This is a genomic window from Aliiroseovarius sp. B-4, from assembly GCF_056857795.1.
On the sequence record NZ_JBSXNV010000040.1, the window covers coordinates 21,825 to 44,377 of the forward strand.

The 22,553-nt window shown below is 55.3% G+C and carries 24 protein-coding genes and 1 tRNA gene; 9 read left to right on the top strand and 16 right to left on the bottom strand.

The features are described 5' to 3' along the window. Nucleotides 1–29: 29 nt before the first annotated feature. The 13 genes from AC13C8_RS13965 to AC13C8_RS14025 all read right to left on the bottom strand — a co-directional run bounded on the left by AC13C8_RS13965 (nucleotide 30) and on the right by AC13C8_RS14025 (nucleotide 10,939). Nucleotides 30–3,038, bottom strand: coding sequence for a BPTD_3080 family restriction endonuclease (locus AC13C8_RS13965; protein ID WP_482847914.1), 3,009 nt, complete (start codon nucleotides 3,036–3,038; stop codon nucleotides 30–32). A gap of 167 nt (nucleotides 3,039–3,205) precedes the next feature. Beyond that, nucleotides 3,206–3,403: a hypothetical protein gene (locus AC13C8_RS13970; protein ID WP_482847916.1), complete on the bottom strand. Its 198-nt coding sequence runs from the start codon at nucleotides 3,401–3,403 to the stop codon at nucleotides 3,206–3,208. 164 nt (nucleotides 3,404–3,567) lie between these two features. Continuing rightward, entirely contained in the window at nucleotides 3,568–3,744 is a 177-nt protein-coding gene (locus tag AC13C8_RS13975; protein WP_482847917.1) for a hypothetical protein, read from the bottom strand. Between the two features lie 379 nt (nucleotides 3,745–4,123). After that, nucleotides 4,124–5,269, bottom strand: coding sequence for a MobV family relaxase (gene mobV / locus AC13C8_RS13980; protein WP_482847919.1), 1,146 nt, complete (start codon nucleotides 5,267–5,269; stop codon nucleotides 4,124–4,126). Between the two features lie 219 nt (nucleotides 5,270–5,488). After that, nucleotides 5,489–5,671 (bottom strand): hypothetical protein, encoded by a 183-nt coding sequence (locus tag AC13C8_RS13985; RefSeq protein WP_482847921.1) that lies wholly within the window; start codon nucleotides 5,669–5,671, stop codon nucleotides 5,489–5,491. An 81-nt stretch (nucleotides 5,672–5,752) separates the two neighbouring features. Beyond that, complete coding sequence (locus AC13C8_RS13990) at nucleotides 5,753–6,157, bottom strand: hypothetical protein (RefSeq protein WP_482847923.1); 405 nt, start codon at nucleotides 6,155–6,157, stop codon at nucleotides 5,753–5,755. 5 nt (nucleotides 6,158–6,162) lie between these two features. Beyond that, complete coding sequence (locus AC13C8_RS13995) at nucleotides 6,163–7,167, bottom strand: TrbL/VirB6 family protein (RefSeq protein ID WP_482847924.1); 1,005 nt, start codon at nucleotides 7,165–7,167, stop codon at nucleotides 6,163–6,165. A 2-nt stretch (nucleotides 7,168–7,169) separates the two neighbouring features. After that, a complete protein-coding gene (locus AC13C8_RS14000; protein ID WP_482847925.1) occupies nucleotides 7,170–7,664 on the bottom strand; it encodes a hypothetical protein in 495 nt (164 codons plus the stop codon). Next, on the bottom strand, nucleotides 7,661–8,512 hold the full coding sequence (locus AC13C8_RS14005) for a hypothetical protein (protein ID WP_482847926.1): 852 nt from the start codon (nucleotides 8,510–8,512) through the stop codon (nucleotides 7,661–7,663). The genes AC13C8_RS14000 and AC13C8_RS14005 overlap by 4 nt, the downstream gene beginning before the upstream one ends. Before the next feature lie 11 nt (nucleotides 8,513–8,523). Then, complete coding sequence (locus AC13C8_RS14010; RefSeq protein ID WP_275393912.1) at nucleotides 8,524–8,730, bottom strand: MerR family transcriptional regulator; 207 nt, start codon at nucleotides 8,728–8,730, stop codon at nucleotides 8,524–8,526. An 86-nt stretch (nucleotides 8,731–8,816) separates the two neighbouring features. Continuing rightward, nucleotides 8,817–9,344, bottom strand: a complete 528-nt coding sequence (locus AC13C8_RS14015; protein WP_482847927.1) for a hypothetical protein — start codon at nucleotides 9,342–9,344, stop codon at nucleotides 8,817–8,819. Between the two features lie 176 nt (nucleotides 9,345–9,520). Next, on the bottom strand, nucleotides 9,521–10,720 hold the full coding sequence (locus AC13C8_RS14020) for a tyrosine-type recombinase/integrase (RefSeq protein WP_482847929.1): 1,200 nt from the start codon (nucleotides 10,718–10,720) through the stop codon (nucleotides 9,521–9,523). Nucleotides 10,721–10,849: 129 nt separating this feature from the next. Then, nucleotides 10,850–10,939 (bottom strand) — tRNA-Ser (locus tag AC13C8_RS14025). Between the two features lie 408 nt (nucleotides 10,940–11,347). Here AC13C8_RS14025 and AC13C8_RS14030 point away from each other — a divergent pair. The 4 genes from AC13C8_RS14030 (at nucleotide 11,348) to AC13C8_RS14045 (ending at nucleotide 14,971) form a co-directional block, all read left to right on the top strand. Beyond that, on the top strand, nucleotides 11,348–13,228 hold the full coding sequence (locus AC13C8_RS14030) for a cation:proton antiporter domain-containing protein (protein ID WP_482847930.1): 1,881 nt from the start codon (nucleotides 11,348–11,350) through the stop codon (nucleotides 13,226–13,228). A gap of 127 nt (nucleotides 13,229–13,355) precedes the next feature. Next, nucleotides 13,356–14,027: a Crp/Fnr family transcriptional regulator gene (locus tag AC13C8_RS14035; RefSeq protein ID WP_091431023.1), complete on the top strand. Its 672-nt coding sequence runs from the start codon at nucleotides 13,356–13,358 to the stop codon at nucleotides 14,025–14,027. 116 nt (nucleotides 14,028–14,143) lie between these two features. Beyond that, complete coding sequence (locus AC13C8_RS14040) at nucleotides 14,144–14,311, top strand: hypothetical protein (RefSeq protein ID WP_482847932.1); 168 nt, start codon at nucleotides 14,144–14,146, stop codon at nucleotides 14,309–14,311. A 225-nt stretch (nucleotides 14,312–14,536) separates the two neighbouring features. Beyond that, nucleotides 14,537–14,971, top strand: a complete 435-nt coding sequence (locus tag AC13C8_RS14045; RefSeq protein WP_482848173.1) for an SOS response-associated peptidase family protein — start codon at nucleotides 14,537–14,539, stop codon at nucleotides 14,969–14,971. On the opposite strand, the gene AC13C8_RS14050 is transcribed toward AC13C8_RS14045, so the two are convergent. After that, nucleotides 14,944–15,606 carry a hypothetical protein gene (locus tag AC13C8_RS14050; RefSeq protein WP_091432511.1) on the bottom strand — a complete coding sequence of 221 codons (663 nt, stop codon included), beginning with the start codon at nucleotides 15,604–15,606 and terminating at the stop codon, nucleotides 14,944–14,946. The two genes, AC13C8_RS14045 and AC13C8_RS14050, sit on opposite strands and share 28 nt — an antisense overlap. 300 nt (nucleotides 15,607–15,906) lie before the next feature. On the opposite strand from AC13C8_RS14050, the gene infC reads away from it, so the two are divergent. Then, nucleotides 15,907–16,452: a translation initiation factor IF-3 gene (gene infC / locus AC13C8_RS14055; RefSeq protein ID WP_091431025.1), complete on the top strand. Its 546-nt coding sequence runs from the start codon at nucleotides 15,907–15,909 to the stop codon at nucleotides 16,450–16,452. A 90-nt stretch (nucleotides 16,453–16,542) separates the two neighbouring features. Here infC and AC13C8_RS14060 read toward each other — a convergent pair whose 3' ends face one another. After that, nucleotides 16,543–17,175: a class I SAM-dependent methyltransferase gene (locus AC13C8_RS14060; RefSeq protein ID WP_482847934.1), complete on the bottom strand. Its 633-nt coding sequence runs from the start codon at nucleotides 17,173–17,175 to the stop codon at nucleotides 16,543–16,545. Between the two features lie 84 nt (nucleotides 17,176–17,259). Between AC13C8_RS14060 and AC13C8_RS14065 the strand changes: the two genes are divergently transcribed. Continuing rightward, the gene (locus AC13C8_RS14065) at nucleotides 17,260–18,159 is read left to right on the top strand and encodes a LysR family transcriptional regulator (RefSeq protein ID WP_482847935.1); all 900 of its coding nucleotides are present in this window, start codon (nucleotides 17,260–17,262) and stop codon (nucleotides 18,157–18,159) included. A 94-nt stretch (nucleotides 18,160–18,253) separates the two neighbouring features. Further along, nucleotides 18,254–18,874: a trimeric intracellular cation channel family protein gene (locus AC13C8_RS14070; protein ID WP_091431032.1), complete on the top strand. Its 621-nt coding sequence runs from the start codon at nucleotides 18,254–18,256 to the stop codon at nucleotides 18,872–18,874. A 10-nt stretch (nucleotides 18,875–18,884) separates the two neighbouring features. Here the strand turns inward: AC13C8_RS14070 and AC13C8_RS14075 are convergent, their stop codons facing one another. Further along, nucleotides 18,885–19,835: an XdhC family protein gene (locus AC13C8_RS14075; protein WP_482847937.1), complete on the bottom strand. Its 951-nt coding sequence runs from the start codon at nucleotides 19,833–19,835 to the stop codon at nucleotides 18,885–18,887. Between the two features lie 519 nt (nucleotides 19,836–20,354). Between AC13C8_RS14075 and AC13C8_RS14080 the strand changes: the two genes are divergently transcribed. After that, on the top strand, nucleotides 20,355–21,401 hold the full coding sequence (locus tag AC13C8_RS14080; RefSeq protein WP_482848175.1) for a glycosyltransferase family 2 protein: 1,047 nt from the start codon (nucleotides 20,355–20,357) through the stop codon (nucleotides 21,399–21,401). Nucleotides 21,402–21,532: 131 nt separating this feature from the next. Then, the gene (locus AC13C8_RS14085) at nucleotides 21,533–22,483 is read left to right on the top strand and encodes a phosphoadenosine phosphosulfate reductase (protein WP_482847939.1); all 951 of its coding nucleotides are present in this window, start codon (nucleotides 21,533–21,535) and stop codon (nucleotides 22,481–22,483) included. Nucleotides 22,484–22,553: the final 70 nt, after the last annotated feature.

Consider the following 22,553-nt stretch of genomic DNA (forward strand, 5'->3'; position numbering starts at 1 on the left):
CTCTATGGAAAATGGGCTGTCGGCTGAAATCATGCCGTTTCTCCGATCAGCAGTTTGTCGATGGCGGTATCGAGGTCAGGTCCAAAGTCATGAGCGCTGCGCAGCTCAGCAAAGCCCCAACGACCGAATTTTCCATTGCGGTTAATTGCGGGCACCCATTTGTTGGCGATTGTGTCCGCCTTGATCATCGCGTCGTGGCCTCTGAAGCCTTTGACTTCGATGATCAGTGTTGTTGGCTCAGATGCATCCAGTCGGATCAGGAAATCGGGCAGATACGTCTTCGGTTCGGCCTCTAGCAAGTATGGCACTTCGAACCCGAGATTGTGGTTCTTGGCATAGGACAAAACCTTCGGGTGTTCTTCGATCCGCGCGGCGAGTTTGTCTTCCCAATCGCTGTCCGTGATTATCCAGTTCAGGTGCGATTTGTCCGGTCGCGGCGCATAGCGCGTCGCCTTGGTCGTGTTGAAATTGACACCGAGCGTGGAGCCAAGGGGATTGTATGGATCAAGCACCGCACGCATCAGACTGTCGCCGCCAGGCTTGTCGATCAGTGCTCCGGAAATGAGTTCGCAGACCTCGTCAGCGAGTTCACGATAAAGCAGTTGGGCTGGAACTGTGCCGCCATTGCAGACGAGATGCCCCTCATTCAGCCATTGGTTCACGATCCGTTTGGCCGCAGGGATCAGATGAAGGCGCGGGGCTTCGTTCGCGTCGCGTAGTTTTTCGAACACCATGTGTTTGGCGACGTGATAGGCGATGGTCGAATTGCGCAGGGTCTTGAGGTAGTCCATTGTCAGCGTTTCACTTTCGCCGACGATGCCCTGCATAGTCACGCGTGTCGCGTTCACCTTGTCAGGATCAAGCACGTAAGGCTCAATATTTGAGAAGTCGGCTTCCAGCCGATCCGGCGGTAGATCAGCGATGTAGCCTTGAACCCGTGGGAATGTGATCTCCAAATGGTCCCGTGCTGGTGAGACTGCATGGACCTGCACAACATCTCGCGGCTTTTGTGGGGGCGCTACGCGCGGTTGGTCGGAGAAGTTCAGACCATCAATGCCCATGATGTCGGCATATTCGGTACGGAACAGGCCGTTTTCATCGATTTGGTAGGAGAGGCGTCTAAGCGCACGTCCAACAACCTGCTCACAAATCAGCTGGGTTCCAAAAGCGCGCAGACCAAGAATGTGCGTGACGTTGTTGGCATCCCACCCTTCGGTCAGCATCGAAACAGAGACAACGCAGCGAACCTGTTCCCCCAGTTTGTCCTTCTTGCCAACAGTGTTCATCACCTCGCGAAGAATGTCGGCTTCGTTAAGATCTTCACCACCCAATCCGCGTTCGGCCTGCTCCCGCCGGAAAGCCTCAATTTCCGAGGCATGCGCATCGCGGAAGGACTTGTCGATATCACCACCAGCCTCAAGCGTCGCGCTGTCAATCAGAACCGACCGTGGTCGTGGCAGGCGTTCGCCATCGGATGAGAAGTTTGAAAACAGGCTACACTTGCCGTGAACTGTTTCAATCGTGCCGTCTGGGTTTTCTCGTTCATATCCGGCGATGTAGTCCCGCAGAAGCTCAGAATTCGTTGTGTTGTTGCAGACCACAATGAAGACTGGAGGTATCCCGACCTTTTCCGTCTCCCACAGCTTGTAGGTTTTTTCGTAGTGGCCATAGAGCGCGTCGATAGCGGTCTTGAGTTCAAGAGGCAGTTTCTGGGGGTCCGGGGGAGTGCCCTTCGTCTTCTTGGGCATCTTCTTCCCAATTGCAGCCCAGAGATTGCGGTACAAAGGCTCGGGCTTGCCGGGCACGTTGTCTGCGACTGGAACACGAGGCAGTTTTACGATCCCACATTCAATGGCGTCCATCAGAGAAAAATCTGAGACCACCCAGGGAAAAAGCGTCCCTTCGACCCAACCCGATCCTGCAAGAAAGAACGGTGTTGCAGACAGATCGTAGACGATTTGCAGACCGATTTTCCGTTTGGCCGCTTCCAAACCTGAAATCCACAATCGCGCAGCTTCCTGGTTCTCCTTTGCCTCACGAAGTTCGTCCCCTGTCAGACGTTCAGTTTCAGAGACAGCCCGTTCACGATAACAGTGATGAGCCTCGTCATTGATGACATTGATCTTCCCGATGCCCATGAGATCAGGCATCACGCGCTGCAGCATTTGACCTTCAGTTTCGAGTGTCTTGAGCTCTTCGCCGTGACCTTCAAGTGCAGTGCGTGTGCCGGTCGCGAGCTTTACTTTCTCGCGCAACTTAAAGGCATGATAGTTCGTTAGAACGATCTTCGCCCGCTGCATATCTTGCATCATGTCGGCAGGGACCAAATTGATCTTTTGGTAGTAGTTTTCAGCATCATTGGGCAGCAATACCCGCAGGCGGTCCTTGATCGTAATGCCGGGCGTAACGATGAGAAATCCGCGAGAGAATGTCTTCGAGTTTTCGCTTCGAACCGAGTTCAATGTTTGCCATGCAATCAACATGGCCATGACCGTCGTCTTTCCCGCCCCAGTCGCCAACTTCATCGCCACCCGAAACAGGTCAGGGTTTGCTTCAGCGTTCGCGGCTTCAAGGCGAGTGCGAAAGCGTCGGCCACGATCCTTCAATTTCGGTGCGACTTCGGCGAGCCAGATGGCGGTCTCAACCGCTTCAAGCTGGCAGAAGAAAGGCCTGATGACTTGCTTTTCATCTTTCTGGATTGCGCGCCAATGTGACAACAATCGCTGAGTAACCGGCGAAACTTGCCATTGAGCGGGATTGGGTAACGCACGCCAAACATCAATCTCGCGGCGCAATTCGTTTACGAATTCAGTTACGTTGTAGCTCAGGTCTTGGCCCGACAGCCCCTCGGCACTGAGCTCCATTTCGCTCTGCTTTCCGACCTTCTTACTCTTTGCAGGAGGCATCGCTGATATGAGGTCGGAGCGCCTACGGCGTTCTATGATCTGGTCAGTAGGCCTGCCATCAGAATCAAGTTCCCAATGTCGTTTTGGCTCTGAATATGGAGAGTTCAAAATGGGAGCTTCAAAAAAAGACATCCAAACCCCTGTAAATTGTTTTTTCCCCACTAAAACAACTTATTCGCTTTCGTTCAACCACATTCGGCACTTCTCAAACTCGCAAATTCTCGCAAGATTGCTTTCGCTGTTTCTGATGATTGAAAACAAGGGCTTGTTCGATGGGGCTGTCAATTGTTACACTACCGCTACTCGCGCGAGGACAACCGCTTCTTCAGCGCTTCCACCACCAATAATTCGATGTCAGCCAGTCGCATATCCTTCTCATAAGCCAGACGGCAAACCAGATCAGCGATTTCTGAGTTTTTGGGGCCAAAGTGGTGCCAGTCGTTCAGCTCATGAGAGTCTGGGTGGTGTCTGCTCTGCAAAGGGTTTGAATCAGACATCGTATCTCCTTCGTCTTCAACGCGACAACTCTCCCAACATGCTTCAAGAGGTACACTCGTGCATTGAATTACCGAATTTGCGCAATTTGGGTGCGACAGGCAATCTACTTCATAAGGTGCCAACCGTCAGCGCATTGCCTTAGCTTGCCTCTACCGCAGCCATGTCAACCGAAGCCGATCATCGAGCTCAAGACGATCACACCAACAACAATCGTGAGCATGAAGCCATGAGCCGTCAGAACCGATTGGCAAACATCTGACTTCTTGAGCATTTTCCTCTCAATGCGATCGAGGCGCAACATCAGATGATCAAACCGTTCTTCGCTCATTTGCTCGCTCATGATGAAGTTCATCCACAATTTAGATTGAAAACTGCCACAAAGCAATGAAACGGCGGCCCTAGACAGCCGCAAGCAAATAATCACGCGTACAAAACCACGCCCAAGCAGCATTCTCTTTGGCGCACCGTGGCACCCTGGCCCTCTGGCACCGAAGCACCGAAGCACCGAAGCACCGAAGCACCGAAGCACCGAAGCACCGAAGCACCGAAGCACCGAAGCACCGAAGCACCGAAGCACCGAAGCACCGAAGCACCGAATTTCGGAAAATTTTGACGCTACAGGCAAGAAATTTCGTCTGGTGACGACTGTCACCTGACGGCTTTAGCTGGCCTCGCCTGAGCTATGCAGGGCTCCGCTCGGCCAGCTTGAGCTAGGATGGCTAAAGGTCCAAATCAGTTTCTCTATTTCGCCCCCGATTTTTGCCCAAATCTATTGGTTCCAGCGAAAAATCTTGAACAAGTGACGTCTGGATCGTTTCTTTGGCAGCGTCCGGTAGCTTTTCCCAAGATCGTTTCGTCTCACTGACAAACCTGTCGATTAGCCCACTTTGATGCTCCTCCGGACTACGGAGAATTCCATCGAGGGCGCAAAGAGCTGCAACCCCGAGGCTCGAACGATCTGCAATTTCGCGACTTGCTTTCACGTCCTTGCGCGCGTCCGTCAGTTGCACCTGCAAATAGTCAACGTCGCGAGACATCTCTTCCCGTTCAGCCAGCGAGGCCGCTATCGTTTGGCGAACCGCTTCATTCGCCTGAGTTGAGGCACGTTTGCGCCACTCTTCATCTTTCTCGGGCAAATCTGAGCCTGCACCGACCGACCGCTCTGGCAGATCAACGGAAATTTGATCTATAGCCGTCAACTGAGCATAGTATCTCTTGATACTTTGATGGGTTGCCCCGGAACGTTCTAGCCCGCGTTCCAAACCGAAGTTTGCCCCCACCCGCGTAGCAAAATCCGTCTGCATGGCAGACAGCTGCCCTTTGCCTCCGATCAGTCCACGAGCATTCAACCGCCCACGGTGATCGATCGGAATAATCAGGGCCTGAAGGTGAGGTGTCGTTTCGTCATCGTGAATCACGGCCGAGAGGATGTTTTCCTCACCGTGGCGCTCCTTTAACCAATCCAGGGCCTGTTCGAGATAGGCATTTGAATTCTCGGCCCCAATCCGTTCCATCGCTTCTGGCGAGGCTGTTACCACATACTCTAAAGCCCGCACCGCGTTCTTTCGCACCTTTTCGGGTGCCCGAGCATTCCACAGCTCTGCTATCTCTTCAGATCCAGTAGCTCCCAAAAGAACCTGATTGTGCTCCTTGCGGTTCGGGTCGGCATTGTCGGCATCTCGCTCGCGAAAATTGTGACGCGCCGCTGCCGCCAAATCGCCGGCTGTCTTGATCTTTTTCACGCGAAGGATCGCATACCGCCTTTGGCCCTTCGGCGGACGGACTCTTGGCCCATGCCTATCAGATGAACCCGGAGCAAAGCGGGATTTCAGCGGTTCGAGCTCTGGAATGATTTCATTGTTCATAGTGAGGTCCTCAATCGATATTTTTAAATGTCCACTCACTAGACAATTTGCTTTGCAATTGTCGTTCGACCCGATCTGGTCGGGTACTTGGACATTTAAAACCACTCTTTCCGGTTTTCCGGTTTTCCGGTTTTCCGGTTTGAAGCAATTACCGACATCCTGAGGTGTCAAGAAGACCCAGAAATTCAAACATCAAACGGCCCTAATTATCAGGTTGGTTCACTCGTCATCGCGGTCCGAGTAGGAAAGCTCCACCTCTCTGCCATCATGACTGCGCTGCACCCAAACGCCATCTGAGCGGCGCTGAACGAGACGTATTCCGCGCAATTGCTGTTCTCGCAGGAGCTTGCGCTGTTTGGCTTGGACGCTGCCCATATCTGCTTTGCATTGATCATCGGCCATTCTGCCCTCATGCTTTGTCATACTAGTGCTGCTCCTTGCCCCTACAATGTTGTCGCAGGCTGCAAGCATTGGTCATAAACATCAAAGATGGTCTGCCCGTCCTCGCCAGATTTTCGCCCACCCATCTGCACCTCTAGAGGCGGCACGCTCACCCAACTTGGCTGCTGCGTATTTTCGAGCAAATCTATGCGCCTGCTCGTCCTCGTATGCACTCGTTAATTCAGTTTCAGACGGAACGACGCCGCTGCAAACGATGCGAAACAATGCTATGGGCGCGCACAAAAAGGCGAGAACTACAGCGACCTTTACCGATGCTTTGACGTATAACTCACCATCTTCAAAGATCGAGACCCCTTGAATGGCCGAAGATGCAAAGCCTACGGCGACCGCAATGATAGTGGCTATGTACATCGCCCAAGGAGAGCGCGAAAGATCGAGCTTTTCGAGCTGATCATTCACTGCCGCCAACACAACTTTCCAACTCATGATCACTACCTCATTCGTGACGCGAGATACCGCACCTTATCCACGGTATTGTAGCCGACTTGCCGCGCGGCTGAAGACGCCTGTGGCAGCTCTCGGCCAATTCCCGCTTCCGCTGCTCCCCTCATACCAGCCCCTACATCCCGAACCGCACCAGAGCTGAGTTTCGCTGCTCCGGTGCCCATACGCTCGGCATTGCGGGCGACGGCTCCGATCTCAATGCGCGTTTGAGCCAGTGCTTCGGCCCATCCCGGCACCTGGCGAAGCAACAGCAGCCCAAGCCCCATGGCGAACACAAACCCGAGCGCATCTCCGATAGCAGCCACATTTTCACTGTTACCTGGCGAAAGCTGATTTTCGAAAGCGATCACAACCCCCAACGCGGCGGCGACCAACAACGATACCATCGCAGCCCCCAGCGAGACCTTAACCCACCCCTCGAAAAGTGGTGCCGATTGCTTGAACAAGGTGGCAGCGATTGCGACCGGCGCGACCACGATCATGACTGCAAGAACTGTCTTGGCGATGATCAGTATCCCGACGGCCACTACCAGCGTGATCATCGTCACGCCCACGATAGCGATGCTGGCGAGTGCACCAGAAATATACCCGCTGCCATCAACCACGGCCTGCCCAAGATCGAGGCTTTCCTGAAGGAGGCGGTCCAGTTCCGGATAAAGTCCTGCAATATCCTGACTATACCCGAGCGTTGAGAGCACCACACCGCCGATTTGTTCCGGTGCCTGCGTCAAAGCCATATAGACCAGCGAAAAATTCGCCCAAGAAGGCAGGAACACCATGACCACCGAGAGGCGGACGATCAGATTCACGCCATTTGCCAAAGACATCGGAACCGCCTGGATCATCAGGTTTATTCCGAGGATCGCAATGACAAGAACTGCTGAAAGCTGGAAGGCAGGCATCAGCGCCGCGCCCACTTGATCGTAGGCGCTTTGACCGACTGAGGCGACGACCGTATCAACAAACGCCATGAGGGATGCAATGTAGTCCACGATCAATCTCCTTGGCAGTTTGCGTTGCGGAACTCGGTATAGCGGCCGAGAACGTCTGAGAGCTCCTGCGATCTCCAATCGCGTAGCTGAATGACATCATCCTGCGTAAGTTCGTTAGGCGATTTTCCCAAATGCCCGAGAACGAAGGAGGAGAAAGACCAATCGAACATGCAAGGACAGCTGCCTTCCTCAAGAAAGCGCTTTTGCGCGGCTAGTTGATAGGCTTGTTCGACGTGCATCCGGTTCGCAAAATGCTGGGAGAAAACCGGCAACTCTGGCACGTTCATGACGCATGTCGATGCTGTAGGCTGGAAAACCCACATTTTGCGGCGGCGGATCTCCTCCATCGCTGCCATCAGGTTTTCTTGATCACCGGCTTCAACCGCATCTCGCACGGCAGTTTTCAGCTCTGGTTCGGAAAGGCTCGCCAACCGCTCAGCTGCAACTTGGTGGGTTGTTACCAGCAGCAACAAAGCCGCGGCTTGAAGGAGTTTCATCGTAAAACTCCTGCCGAACGTGCCTCTTCAAGCGATAGATAACCACGATTTATGGCCTCTTTTGCCTGCCTCTCGGTAACATGCGCGCACATCCAACTGCGCTCCTTCACCCATTTAGCAATTTGTTCATAGTGGCGATCGGCTTTTGCCATTTCTTCCTCTTTTTCCGCTCGCAATTGTTTCACGCGCTGCACCCATTTTCTCTGCCGGAACCAGTTGTCCGAAAAACTGACCTTGGACCTCGTGAAGCCTGCGCTTTCTTTCGCATAATTCTCAACGGCGGCGATCAATTCGCTCAATTCGTAGCCTTCTTCGACAGCCAATGCCGCCTCTTTGAGAGAAACCCCCTTGTTACGACGGCGATCCTCAGGAAAAGCATCCCAGACTTCTTCAATGCCCCTCGCGCGTGTAGGTGGTTCTTGGATGGTTTTAGGATGGTTTGGGGTCCGCTCTGGACGGGGTACCGGGTCCGGAGCGGGCCCAGTACCAGCGTCACACGGAACCCCGTCCTCTGGGGACCCCGTCAGATCTGGGGTATCATCCGGCGGCTCTGCGATAGGCTCCAGTCTATCAATTTGCGCGAGGTCTAAACGATAAATGACCGTGTAACCATTCTTGCAACGGCGCCTTTGGCCAGTCTCGACCAAAAGGCCGTCCTTCACTAGTTCGCCAACGGTTCTTTTGACGGTGCTTTCACCAAGCTCGGTGTGCCGTCGGATGTAACCTTTGGAGCAATAAATTCCCGAACCATCATCACTCGCCTTATCGGCTAGAAGCATGATGATCTGCTTGCGCACAGGGCTTCCGAATTTTCTTACCGCGCAAAGGTTTGCGACCTTCCAACTCATATGCCGTCACCTCAGCCAGCCGGAGAAACGCGATTTTCTTCGACAAACGCGTTCAGATCTGTGCCAAGGTATTTGACCCGTCGCCCAAATTTGACGAAAGCCGGTCCAACCCGACGATGCCGCCATTGCGCCCGCTTGTTTCTCGATGCAATCAGATCCAACTCTGGATCGGTATCATCGTAGATACGTTCATTCTCAAAGATTTGCTTCTGCATCATTCAACCTACTCCCAGTTATGTTACTCTGGAAAAGGTTTCATGGAGTTCAGTTCAGTTTAATCCGGCTCGTAAATCCGGATAATAACCTATTGAAACTCAAGAAGTATTGGTTGCGATGGTGCGCGCATTCTGATCGTGCGCTTAGCAAGCAATCGGTCCCACATGTAGTTGGCAAACTCTGGAAAATCCCCAGGTGAAATAAGGGGATTGTGAGACGGAGGGAGATGTGCCGCCCAAGCTTGGTGATCAAAGCGACGATAGTAAATATACACGTAAGGCAGCACGGTTTCATAAGACTTAAACCGCTTTTCAAAGATATCCGTAGACAGATGCCTGTAGGCGGACGGCAGCGCTGCTGTGTCTGGCAAACTGGAGGCGCAGTTCTTGCGGAGTTCCGACATGTCAGCTCGCTTTAAACGGAAAGTGTTGATAGCCTTCTGGATCGAATGCGCTTTGCCATGCCCCTTCAGCATGAACTCCAGAGCTATCCCAAGAGGAAACAGCTCATCTCCACAAATTTTTGGCCAGTGACTTTCCGCTTTTAGGAATTCGATCCGTTTTGGATCTAGTGCAGTGGCAATCGTCTGATAGCCGAGTTTGGCAACTGGTGTCATCCGAGTTAAATTATCCCTTGTCCAATGCGAAACCTCATTCCCGAGAGCCCCAAGCATAAGATCATTAAAAGTTAGGCGATAACGGGTCGCAATTAGGAGGGTTTTGACTGCTAGCCACCGAGCTTCACATTCAGATACGAACTCAAATTGGGAAGTACGTGCAACGAGGATTTGCTTCATAGCTTAACCTCACGGGTACAGTGTAAAGACCATTTTTCCATGAGGATCTTCCGCTGCACCAGAAGATCAGAGCGCGCATAAGCCCGCTCGACTTCGGTCCCTACTTTGTGTCCAAGGCTCATTTCCGCGACTTCTCGAGGAGCGTCGCCTTTCTCGGATGCCCAATCACGAAACGCAGATCTGAACCCGTGTACGGTGACGTTTTCGACGCCCATCCGCCGAAGCAACATCAGCATCGACATGTTCGACAATGGCTTGTGTCGACGCTGCCCTTCAAAAACGCATTCTGATCGCAACGCCTTCAGCGGTTCGAGTACCTCAAGCATTTGAGCGGTAAGCGGCACTCGATGTTCAGCCCCGGTTTTCGTCCGTTCCGGTGGGATGATCCACAGCAGATCATCAAAACTAAATTCGTCCCACGAAGCGTGCAAAATCTCTCCGGTCCGACAAGCCGTCAGACATGTGAACATCAACGCACGGGCGGCCGCGCCCTTTTGCTCGGACAGTTGGGCATAGAATGCAGGCACATCCTGCCAGCGCATCGCGTTGTGGTGTTTCACCTTCGCCTTCACGCGCGGCAGCACACGTGCATCCATCACCACCGTTACGGGGTTTTCCCCTTCGCGATAGCCCCGTGATCGCGCGACATCGAGGACGGCCTTCATCCGCTGCGCTACTCTGCGCGCGGTTTCATGCTTCTCGGTCCAAATCGGAGACAGCACCTGCAAGATTTCCGGTTGGTCGATATCCGAAACCGGCATCCGGCCGATCTTGGGGAAAGCATAGTCGGCAAGCGTGTTGATCCACTGTTGCCCGTGCTTTGGGTTCTTCCAGGTGGGCAGCCGTTCAATATGGACTTGCCGAGCGACCTCTTCAAAACACGGCACATCCTGATCACGGTGGTATTTCGGATTCAACCCTTGCTTGGCTAGGCGGCGGTACTCCAGGGCCCGCTCTCGTGCGACATTGAGTGTCACCACATCTGCGCCACCCAAACCGAAATCCGTACGCAGAGGCTTTCCCTGCCTATTCCGCTGTCCTTTAACCGTGACACGCACAATCCAGCGTCGTGCACCGGACGGGTCGACAACAAGATATAGCCCGTTACCATCACCATGCCGGCCTGATCCGAGCGTTCGAACGAGATTCTTGGTCAGTTTCCCTGCCAGATAGGCCATGAAGATACCACCTTTCATACCACGAAATGAACAGAACCCAATGCAATCGAAGAAAACTGAAAACAGCAAACCAATGCTAATGGGTGCGTTTTATCAACGATTTATAGGCTAAACCGCTGCTCTGTGCAGATCAATGAAAATGGTAGGTGGCGGAGACGAAGGGATTCGAACCCTCGAGACGGTTTCCCGCCTACTCCCTTAGCAGGGGAGCGCCTTCGACCACTCGGCCACGTCTCCGCCGACGCGTATATCCAAGCGAGCATGGGGAAGACAAGGTGAAACTTTCTTTCCTGCAAAAAAGTTCTCAGGGGGTCAGATCACACCGCGTGGGCGGCAAGATTGCAGATGACATTCCCAGTGTATCACTGCGATCAACCAATTGGGTGCGATCCCCCGATGCGGGGTCCAAAACGCTCAAGAAATTCGCCACGTATTACAACCAGATCACCTGCGCCAAGTGGGACCAAAGATCGTGCATATCGTTGACCCACAGTGCCTGCCTTACTCTTTCCTCGACAGCGACGTGCATGCGGTTGTGGAGGCCGCCCCTTGACCCGGTCGGGCACAGAGGATTGAGTGATAGATGAACATGTTAATAGGTTCGCTTTGTGGGTGCCCGTTCAGATCACCCCGAAAGGATGCCCGATGACTGCTGAGTTCATGCTGATCACCTTCACGCTGTTTCTGGCCGGCGTTTTAGCGGTTCCCATCGCATCCCGATTGGGTCTTGGTTCGGTGCTGGGATATCTGTTGGCAGGTGTTTTCATCAGCCCGTTCCTGCATTGGATGGGCGCAGATGTCGTGGCGCTACAGCATTTCTCGGAATTTGGTGTCGTCATGATGCTGTTTGTTGTCGGGCTTGAGATGAACCCGCGGTCGCTTTGGGAAATGCGGTCCCGGATATTCGTGCTGGGCGGATTGCAAGTGGTCGTCACGACGGTTCTTGTCATGCTGATTGCCATGGCATTTGGCCTGCCGACAACCGTTGGGCTGGCGATTGGGTTGGTGTTTGCCCTGTCCTCGACGGCGATCGTGAATCAGACCTTGCGTGAAAAAGGCCTGTTGCGGTCGGATGGAGGGCAGGCAAGTTTCTCGGTCCTGTTAATGCAGGATATTGCGGTTATTCCCATGCTGGCGCTGATCCCCCTTCTGGCCATGCCGGAACTGGCTGAAACCCTGTCACATGGGTCCGCAGAGGCTGGCGAATATGGTTCCGCTGCAACCAAATTGAACCTCAGCCTGGTTGACGGTCTGAACGGCTGGCAAACTGCGCTGGCGACACTTGCGGCCATCGCGGCGGTCATATTTATCGGCACCTATCTGACCACGCCAGTGTTTCGGTTCGTCGCGCGGGCCAGGTTGCGAGAGCTGTTCGTCACCGCCGCCCTAATGATGGTTCTGGGCATCGCCCTGCTGATGACATTGGTTGGTCTGTCGCCTGCACTGGGCACCTTTCTGGCGGGGGTTGTCATGGGAGGCAGCGCGTATCGGCATGAGTTGGAAAGCGATATCGACCCGTTCAAAGGTATATTCCTTGGGGTCTTTTTTATCACGGTTGGTGCCAGCATTGACTTCACGCTTCTGGGACAGAACGTTGGATTGGTGCTGGGCCTGACATTCGGGCTGATCGTGCTGAAATGCGTGGTCCTTATGGGGTTGGGGCGCGCATTTCATCTGAAAGGTGGCGACAGATGGCTGTTCGGGCTGGGCCTTGCCCAAGCCGGTGAATTCGGGTTTGTCCTGTTGTCGTTCACAGTCGCCAATGCTGTCATCCCCAAAGAGATTGCCGATCTTCTGCTGTTGGTTGTGGCCTTGTCGATGTTGCTGACGCCTGCGCTGTTCATCCTGTACGACCGTGTCATCGCACCACGTTATTCCAACGATGACGAACGCGAGGCCGACACGATTGAAGCGCCTGCCGAGATCATCATCGCGGGCCATGGCCGGTTCGGCGGCATCGTGAACCGGGGCTTGCGGGCGGCGGGCTATGACACGACCGTTCTGGACTATTCGTCGGAGCAACTGGAAATGCTGCGTCGGTTCGGGATCAGCGTGCATTTCGGCGATGCCACACGCCCAGACATGCTGCATGCCGCCGGGATCGAAGACGCCAAAGTCCTTGTCGTGGCAATCGACGGCAAAGAAGCGATCATCGAAATGACCCGCTATGTTCGTGCCCATTTCCCAAAGGTGCACGTCATTGCCCGCGCAGTTGATCGCAATCACGTATACGACCTTTGGTCGGTCGGCTGTCGAGATGTCATTCGCGAGGTCTATGACAGTTCGCTCCGGATGACCCGTTCGGCATTCGAAGCCCTCGGGCACAGTCGCGCTGCGGCAGACCGAATGGTTGCCGAGTTTGACGCGTCCGACCGTGAGGTCATGCTGGACTTGGCCCAGCTTCACGACATCAACACACCCACATTCGAAAACGAAGCCTATATGCAGCGGGTTGATGAGATGATGAAGGTCTGGGAAGAGCAATTGGCCGGGCGTGTCGCGAATGTAACCAAGACGGCCGAGTAAACCTCACAACAGGGCTAGAGCCGTGAAGTGGTGGACGCCACTTGGCTGCACAGATAGAAACGAAACTGGAACAGGATGGCGCTGCTTGCACGGCGTCGTTTGCAGGGGAAAGACAGTGCCACTGGAAATGTATAAGATGATTGCGCGCAATTCGCTTTTCATGCGCGCCCTACCCGATGTTCATGTGGACGCGATCTTGTCACAGGCCACCTGGCGACATTTTGAGCGTGGCGAAACGCTGTTCATGCAAGAGGATTCAGCCGACGCGATACACATCGTTCTGGACGGTTGGGTCAAACTTTACCGTATGACACGCGGCGGGACCGAAGCGGTGGTGAGTGTATTCACCCGTGGCGAAAGTTTCGGCGAAGCCGTCGCCCTGCGGAAACTGCCCTATCCGGTGTCGGGCGAGGCCGCGACCAATTGCGAAGTGATGCATATTCCGACCAACGTCATGCTGCAATTGGTGAAACAGGATCCCGAGGTCGCGCTTTCGATCCTTTCGTCAACCTTCACACATTTGCACGGGCTGGTCACACAGCTTGAACAACTGAAGGCCAAAACCGCCCCGCAACGTGTTGCCGAATTCCTTTTGGCGCTGTGTGACGGCACGTCGGAAGATTGCACAATCCAACTGCCTTATGACAAGGTGTTGATTGCCGGGCGTCTGGGCATGAAGCCAGAAAGCCTGTCCCGTGCGTTTTCTCGGCTTGGCACCTATGGCGTACGGATCGACAAAAGCAGTGCGATCATCAGTGATGTGCAGCGGTTGCGAGACTATGCGCGCGACGACGGATAGGGCGACGACACTGAAAAGACGCGGAGTTGAATGCCACTTAACCCTGTAAGTCATTGATTGTGTTAAGTCTGCATTTCCCATTGACAGGGCGCGATACCACTGAGGTGTGAACATATATGCCACAAGAATTTGAAGAAAAACCTAAAAAAGGCCGCTACAAGGCGACCTTTTCAGAAGTATTCAACATCTTGGTTTCCTCGTTTCGATGGTTTGGTTGGCACCACCATCAAAACGGACAACCATTTCCCTTCAAGGGATGTGCCGCCCCCATTTCAGCTTGCTGAGAAGGGCGCGGTGTCAGATCACATCGAGTCTACGCCATGTAAGATGTCCCATCCGGGGTGCGAAGTTTCGCCAACGCCGAAAGCCCTGACTTCGACATCCCAATGATCCGCGCCGCTCATCAAGTCCAACCCGACCTTCTGCCTTTTCCCGAGCGAGAACCTCATGCACCTCTAAAGGATCACCCATCACGCCTTTGAATTTCAAAGAAGGGTCCACATAACAACATACGTTTATCGCAGGATAATCCGATGATGTTGTTCGCGGGGCTGCACACCCAGCTCTCTGATGGTCGTCGCACTTGCACCTTGCTGACACGCCCGGCACTGCCTGATATCGAAGCTCTGCACCCGCGCATGCCGGTCATTCTGACATCGGAAGAAACGCTGGCCTGGCTTGAAAAGACCGCATCCGATGATGACGTTCGCGACACTTTCGGCACCGGATGGCAGGGCCGGTTCCTTGAGGACCCGGTGGCGAAATTTGGTCTTAAGGATGACGGACCCGAGTTGATCGAACCGATCGACGGTGCCGGGTTCGACTTGGTCCCGCGGCCTGAATATCTTGACTCGATGAAACGAAAAACGCCGCGCGGTTTCCCACGCGGCGTTTTCTGTTTTGCTGTGTCTGGGGCTTACATGCCCAGCGCACCTTTGACCTGATTGATCGCAGCTTCCAGCAGGGCCGGGTTATTTGCAGCGGCCTCTACGGCAGCTTTCAATCCAGTCTTCTCGGCTTCTCCCAGCGAAGAGTTGTCGATCATCTCGTTCACTTTGGCGGCGTCAAAACCCTGCACGGTCAGCGCATCGGGCGTGGCATCGGTTGCGGCATCGGCGGAAGTATCCGCTGTCGCATCCGCTGCTCCCTCGGCGGTGGCGTCTGTGCCGGCATCCGGTGTTGCAGTGTCCGCGGCATCGCTGGCAGCACCGGTGACGGAATCGATTGCGCCTTCAACGGCATCGGTCACGGCGTCAGCAGCACCCTGCACGGCATCGCCCGCAGCGTCAGCAGCGCCTTGCACGGCTTCGCCTGCTGCGTCAGCGGCGTCCTGCACGGCCTCGCCCGCTGCATCCGCGGCCGCGGCGGCTTCATCGGCGGCGTTTTCGGCCGCTTCCTTGGCAGCAGCTTCGGCAGCGGCCGCCTGTTCGGCGGCGGCATCCGCGGCAGCGTCTTCCGCTGCTTGCGCTTCTGCTGCTGCTTCTTCCGCAATCATCTTAGTTTGGTTGTTGTTGTACCAGATATAGCCGCCCACAGCGGCAACGATCACAATTCCAACAGCGATAATGGTATTTTTCATGTCGGCATCCTCAACTTGTCCATACATGCGCTGCGCAGATCTGAGCAGCATCCAAGAGGGATGTGAGGTCTAAGCCGGTCAAGCGCAAGGGGAGTTTCACCCAATGCGCGTCAATACGCCAATGTAGCAGGAATATTGCAAGATTCTGACCCAAAAGAGCGGATCCCGTCGGCTTTTGACGTCAAATCAACATCCGCCTGAAACAATCCTTCGGAAAACGCTTTATCGGGTTGAAACACACCCGCATGGGCCTTAACTTCCGCAACCGAAGAACACTGAAACGTCAGAAGGAATGGCACAATAGCCCGCAGACCTCACAACGCGCCGCCCACGCGCGACACCGGCCCCCGCGTAAACGAGCGCATCAAGGCCACTGAAATTCGACTTATTGGCGCCGACGGCGAAAACGCCGGTGTTGTCACGCCTGCGCAAGCATTGGTCATGGCCGCAGAGGCCGGGCTTGATCTGGTTGAGATTTCGCCCAACGCCAACCCGCCCGTCTGTAAGATCATGGATTTCGGCAAGTTCAAATATGAACAGCAGAAGCGGGAAAGCGAAGCCCGCAAGAAGCAGAAAACCATCGAGGTGAAAGAGGTCAAGTTCCGCCCCAACACGGATACGCATGACTATGACGTCAAGATGCGCAACGTGTTCAAGTTCCTGGAAAATGGCGACAAGGTCAAAGTGACGTTGCGGTTCCGGGGGCGTGAAATGGCGCACCAAAACCTTGGTCGCGAATTGCTTGAGCGGGTCGCGGAAGATACCAAGGAAATCGGCAAGGTTGAAAACATGCCGAAGATGGAAGGCCGCCAGATGGTCATGATGATTGGCCCCGTGTCTAAGTAGTTGGCCAAGCACCTGGTCTGATAAAGAAAAACGCCTCGCATCAGCGAGGCGTTTTGCGTTTCAAATCCGTGGCAGTCGCGCGCGATCCTGTCAGCGCCGAGCCACAACATAGCGCCGCAATTCCTTTGCCGGGAAATTGCCGCTTTCAACGATTGTGAATCCCTGCGCGGTCAGGATAGCCTCGAACTCCTCGACACTCATGATCGCCACATAGGGCGCTTTACCGACCATCTGCATCAGTGGCAAAGCGAAACGCATGACGTAGTAAAACCAAGGCCCACCCCGCGTGGGTTTGCAGAATGTTTTTGAGATAAACACGCCACCGGGTGCCAGAAGATCACGCACACGCTCCAAAACGCCCGCCAGGTCTTCCACCAGATGCAACACATTATAGGCGAGGATGGCGTCATAGGGACCGCCGACATCATGCAGTTTTGCGTCAGTCACCTGAAAGTCCACATTTCCGATCCCCTTCTCGTCAGCCTTGGCTTTTCCGATCCGTATCATCTCGGGCGAGACATCGGTGATCGTGATATGTTCAACGGCGGGGGCCAGTTCCAGAGCCGTCGATCCGGTGCCGGCACCAATCTCAAGCACTTTGTCTTGAGAGCCAAGATAAGACCGCGTGCGTTCTAATGTGAACTGATACCCCTCGGGATCCTTGATCTCGGATGTCGCGTATTTCGCGGCGACCCCATCCCAAAATTTCGCAGCTTGTATCATCGGTCATCTCCTTTGATGCTGGTCTATCCATGCGAAACAGCAAAGGGAATTGCCGAATTTTGCCTTACTGCTATACATTTATGCATGAATTGGGATGCAATATCATTTGATTGGAACCAGGTTCGGGCCTTCATGGCCACAGCAGACGAAGGATCATTGTCCGCCGCCGCCCGTATGCTGGGTCAAACTCAACCGACTGTCGGGCGGCAGGTCGCGCGGCTTGAGGACACGCTGGGCATCGCCCTGTTCGAACGGATCGGGCGCGGACTGGTTTTGACGCCATCCGGACGCGCGGTGCTGGAACATGTGCACAAGATGGCCGATGCGGCGGTGAACATCTCGCTTGTTGCAGCGGGACAAACGCAGGCCATCGAAGGCAAAGTGCGCATCACAGCGTCGGATGTGTTTGCCGCCTATATCCTGCCGCCAATGCTGCAACACCTGCGTGACATCGCCCCAAGAGTTGAGGTTGACATCTTGGCTGCCAATGACATTCGCGACATCCAGCGGCGCGAAGCGGATATTGCGATCCGCCATGTCCGCCCCGCTCAACCCGAACTCTATGCCCGGTTGGTCGACGAGGCCGAGGCGTATCTTTACGCTGCCACCTCATACCTCAAACGGCGGGGGCACCCCAAAACCAAAGCCGATCTTTCGCAGCATGACTTCGTGAACTTCGGATCCTCGGACGAGATGATCGGATATCTTGCCCCGCTGGGGATCAAGGTCACGAAGCAGAATTTTCACCTGGGCTCGAACAGTGGTGTGGTCGCGTGGGAATATGTGCAGCGCGGCCTTGGCATTGCCTTCATGTCAGCCAATGTCGGTGACACCGCGCCGGGGGTCGAACGGCTTTTGCCGGATATGGATCCCGTTGTCTTTCCGGTATGGCTGATCACCCATCGCGACCTGCACACCAGCCCCCGTATTCGGCTGATTTTCGACACGCTGGCGGGGTTCCTGTCGCGCCCACCCGAAAAGTGATCGTTTTGATCGGATTGAGCGCTGTGAATGTGACCTAACACAGCCGCAGTTATCACCTCTTTTCTCTGCCTGCTCTGCCGACTAGGGTGCCCCGATGGAAACACTGTCCTTTCTGTTCGTTCCCCTGTCCCTGCTGGCGACTGCCGTCATGGCGGCCTCGGCGGCGATCCAGGCGCACCGGGTTCATATGGACCCGTTTGGCGCGACAGTTCTGGCGATTGCCACGTCTATGGGCGGCGGCACATTGCGCGATCTGTTTCTGGGGCTGACGCCGGTGTTCTGGATCACCGACACCAGATACCTTGCCGTTGCGGTGCCGATCGCCCTGATCAGTTTCGGCCTGGCAACGCGTATGTCTTCCGGCAATGGCCGCAGACTCAAGGTGCTCATGCAATTGGATGCCATTGGATTGGCGCTGTTCACTCTGACCGGCGTTCAGGTGGCGCTGGATGTTGGGATATCCCCGATCCTTGCCATCGTTATTGGCTGTGTGACCGGCACGGCAGGCGGGATGATCCGTGATCTTTTGTGCAACATGACTCCCAGCCTGTTGAAAGAGGATCTTTACGCCACGCTGTCGCTTCTAGGTGGCGCGGTCTATCTGGCGATGCTGACATATCTGGGCGAGGCGCTGGCGGCGGGTCTTGGCTTTGCCACAATCCTGATTGCGCGCCTGCTGGTCCTGCGCATCAAGCCGCCGCGCGACAGCGTATAGCCTGGACCGGCTACAGCCTGCCTCGCCGTGCGGCCACCAATTGCGACAGGATCGATACTGCAATCTCGGCCGGACCCTTTGCGCCGATATCCAGCCCGACCGGGCCGTGCAGACGCGACAGGGCGTCTTCGGGCAGACCCAAGGCACGCAACCGGTCCAGACGCGCAGCATGGGTGCGACGCGAGCCAAGACAGCCGATATAGAAAGAACCGGCCCCCAGCCCTTCACGGATCGCAGGATCATCAATCTTGGGATCGTGACCCAATGTCACGATGGCTGTTTGGGCATCCACCCCGATCTGTGCAAGGGCGGCATCGGTATCATCGCAAATCACACGCAGTCCCGGAAACCGTGCTGGCGTGGCAAAGCTGCTGCGCGGATCGGTGATGATGGGATCGAACCCCGTGGCTGCCGCCATCGGAGCCAGGTTTTGTGCGATATGCACCGCACCGACGATGACCAAGCGGGGCGATGGGTTGACAACCAGTGTGAACACATCACCGTCGAACCGGGTTTCCCCCGCCATCGTCTGCGGTGTGTCGGTATCCGACACCGTAAGTTGCCGCGCCCATGTGGTCACGTTCACCTGATAGGCAATCGGCACGCGATGGGCCTGCGTCCGCACGATCTCTGCCAGCATCGCGACCGGCATAGCGGCCCCATCGTGATCCTGATCCGTGACCGGTTCCACCAGAACACGGATGGTGCCACCACAGGCCAGCCCGGCGCTGAACGCATCCTCATCCGCCACGCTATAGGTCAACAGGCGCGGCACGCGGGCACCGATTGCCTCAAGCGCTTCAGTCACCACCGCGCCTTCGACACAGCCGCCCGAAACCGAGCCTTCGATGTCGCCGTCTTCTGCGATGATCATCTGACTGCCTGCCGGACAGGGGGCGCTGCCCCAGGTCTGAACAACCGTAGCAATCGCCACGCGCTGGCCCGCGCGAAGCCAGTCCAACGCTGTATCTGGGAGTGTCCTGAGCGTTGCCACGTCGATCGATTCATTTCCTTATCCGAATGTGGAATGTCACCGGGCTGGCGCAGGGTTTCAACCGCAAAACGTAAACGGACCGCCTGACAAATCAGGCGGCCCATTATGGAGTATACCATTTACAACACAAAATTGGTCCACATCCGCAGCACAAGCAGCCGCATCGCGTCCTGAACCCCATCCGGATCAACCACCAACGCAGCTTGAAACAAACCGCTACTCTGACTGATTCCACGAAAGAGGTTCGCCTTTAACTAAGACCCGCGCATTACTGGAGGCAAGGAAATAAGGCTTTCCGTGGCGTAAGCTCTACCATCGCGAAAAGGGAACGCTTCTTTGGCTGGGCGCATCGTTGACGGGTTTTGATGTGTCTGCCAAAATCGCCCGAAGATCAGCATGGCACGAACTGTGAGCATCTAAGCATATGTTACCGAACGAAAACCCGTGCCAGCCCTGCACACCGAACCGCTTGTGCGTGACCGCCTGATGCGCGTCACAGCTATCACCTGCATGAAAAACGAAGCCGCATTCCTTCTGGAATGGCTCGCGCATCACAAGGCGATTGGTTTCACCGATTTTCTGGTCCTGTCGAATGGGTGCAACGACGGGACGGATGGCATGCTCGACCGTTTGCAGGAATTGGGTCATCTGACCCATCTGCGCAATGACGGACCCCATGATCAGGGCGGCATCCAATGGACCGGGTTCAAGATCGCTGACAAGCATCCCCTAGTGCGCGAAGCCGATTGGCTGATGACATTGGATGTGGACGAGTTCGTGAACATCCACGCGGGCGACCACACGCTGGCGGCCCTGTTCTCGGCGCTGCCCGACGCGGATGCGATCACCCTGACATGGCGGCTGTTTGGCAATGACGGGGTGATCGATTATTGCGACCAGCCCATCACCGGGCAATTCACGCGTGCCGCCCCCGAGGTCATGACCTGGCCCTGGCGTGCTTTTCTGTTCAAAACGCTCTATCGCAATCGAGGAGCGTATCGAAAACTCGGAGTTCACCGCCCGCGATCCCCGGTCGAAGGTGTGGTCGAAACCACGCGGTGGTTAGATGGAAGCGGTCGAAGGCTGGATGGTAAGTTCCAGCGACATCAGATATTTTCGGCCTACACACGTCCGAATTACGGGTTGGTGCAGTTGAACCACTATCCCTTGGGCGCGATGGAAAGCTTCATTCTGAAATCCGACCGAGGGCGCGTCAACCGGTCGGACAAACCCATCGGGATGGATTATTGGTGCGAACGAAACTGGTGCGAGGTTGAAGACAACTCAATCCGTCAGACAGGCGCACCCCGGCAAGCCCAGCTTGCAGAGCTTATGTCCGATCCCAAGCTGGCAAATCTTCATCACGCAGCGGTCGACTGGCGCAAGCAGCGTTTTCGCGAACTGATGCAGGATGAAGCGAACCGCGCCCTTTTCGGTCGGCTTCTATTGACCCCGCCCGCACGCCCGATTCCCATGGACGACGCGCAAAGAATATACAATTTCGCGCAAATCCCACGTGCTGCGGACCATTGAAATTCCTTCGGAAACAATGCGCTGACCTCTTTCCCACTCTCCCATTTTTTGCCGCATTGCGCGCCAAAAACCGCCTGCTTTCGCACCGAAAGAACACTGTGGATGGAACAATGATTATCGAGGTGTGAGTGATGCAGGACGACCTGTCAGCAGGCGACATGAATGCCGATCATATCGGCACGCCGGACGACGAGTGGCTCTCGCAATTGGAAGAGATCGGGGACGAGCGTGGGTATTTCGAACCCCTTGGCGCGGATCACGCAGCTATATTGACCGACGAGGGGCGAACCCTTCTGGTCACGTTCGAAACGATCCGCAATATTCGCAACACCTCGCCCCTACAAGAACCGCTTGGCTGGACCCTCGTGCGGCAGAACGGGTGGTCAAACCTGTGCATTCTGGCGTATTCAGAAACTTGGTTTCGGGATCGCGCAGTTTATGGTTATTTCGACCGCCTGATCGAAGACGGCTTCTTTGAAGAATTCGACAAGGTGGTGTTTTATGGCGCGGGCATGTGCGGCTACGCGGCCGCCGCGTTCTCTGTGGTGGCGCCAGAGGTAACGGTTATCGCCGTACAACCCCAAGCCACCCTTGACCCGGCCCAGACTGAATTTGACCGCAGATTTCCGAAGGCGCGGCGGCGCGACTTTACAGATCGCTACCACTTTGCGCCCGAAATGGTCGAGATGGCGCGCGATGTGTTCCTGTTTTTCGATCCGGCAATAACCGAAGACACTGTTCACGCGGCGATGTTCAAAGGGGATCACATTCATCATATTCACGCGCGCCACTTTGGCGAAACGCTGGCACAATCTCTGTTTGACATGGGCGTGACCCATGACCTGATTATGAAAGCCGCCAAGGACACCCTGACACCGCAGGGATGCTATCGTGCGCTGCGTGTCCGACGGCGTTACCGCCCCTATCTGCGCAAACTGCTTGCCGCCGCCGAGGCGCGGGGAAAGCCACTGCTGGTCAAATGGTTGGCGTCGTCCGTGGCCTCAAACAAACACGCCCCACGCTTTCAACAGGCGTTGGACCGTGCGGAACGCACTTTGACAAAAGGTTCATCTATATCCTAGCTGTGATGCAGCGCATCTGCACCAGGGACGCCCGTCGCGTTGCCCGTCGCGTTGCGCGATTTGCGCTTTG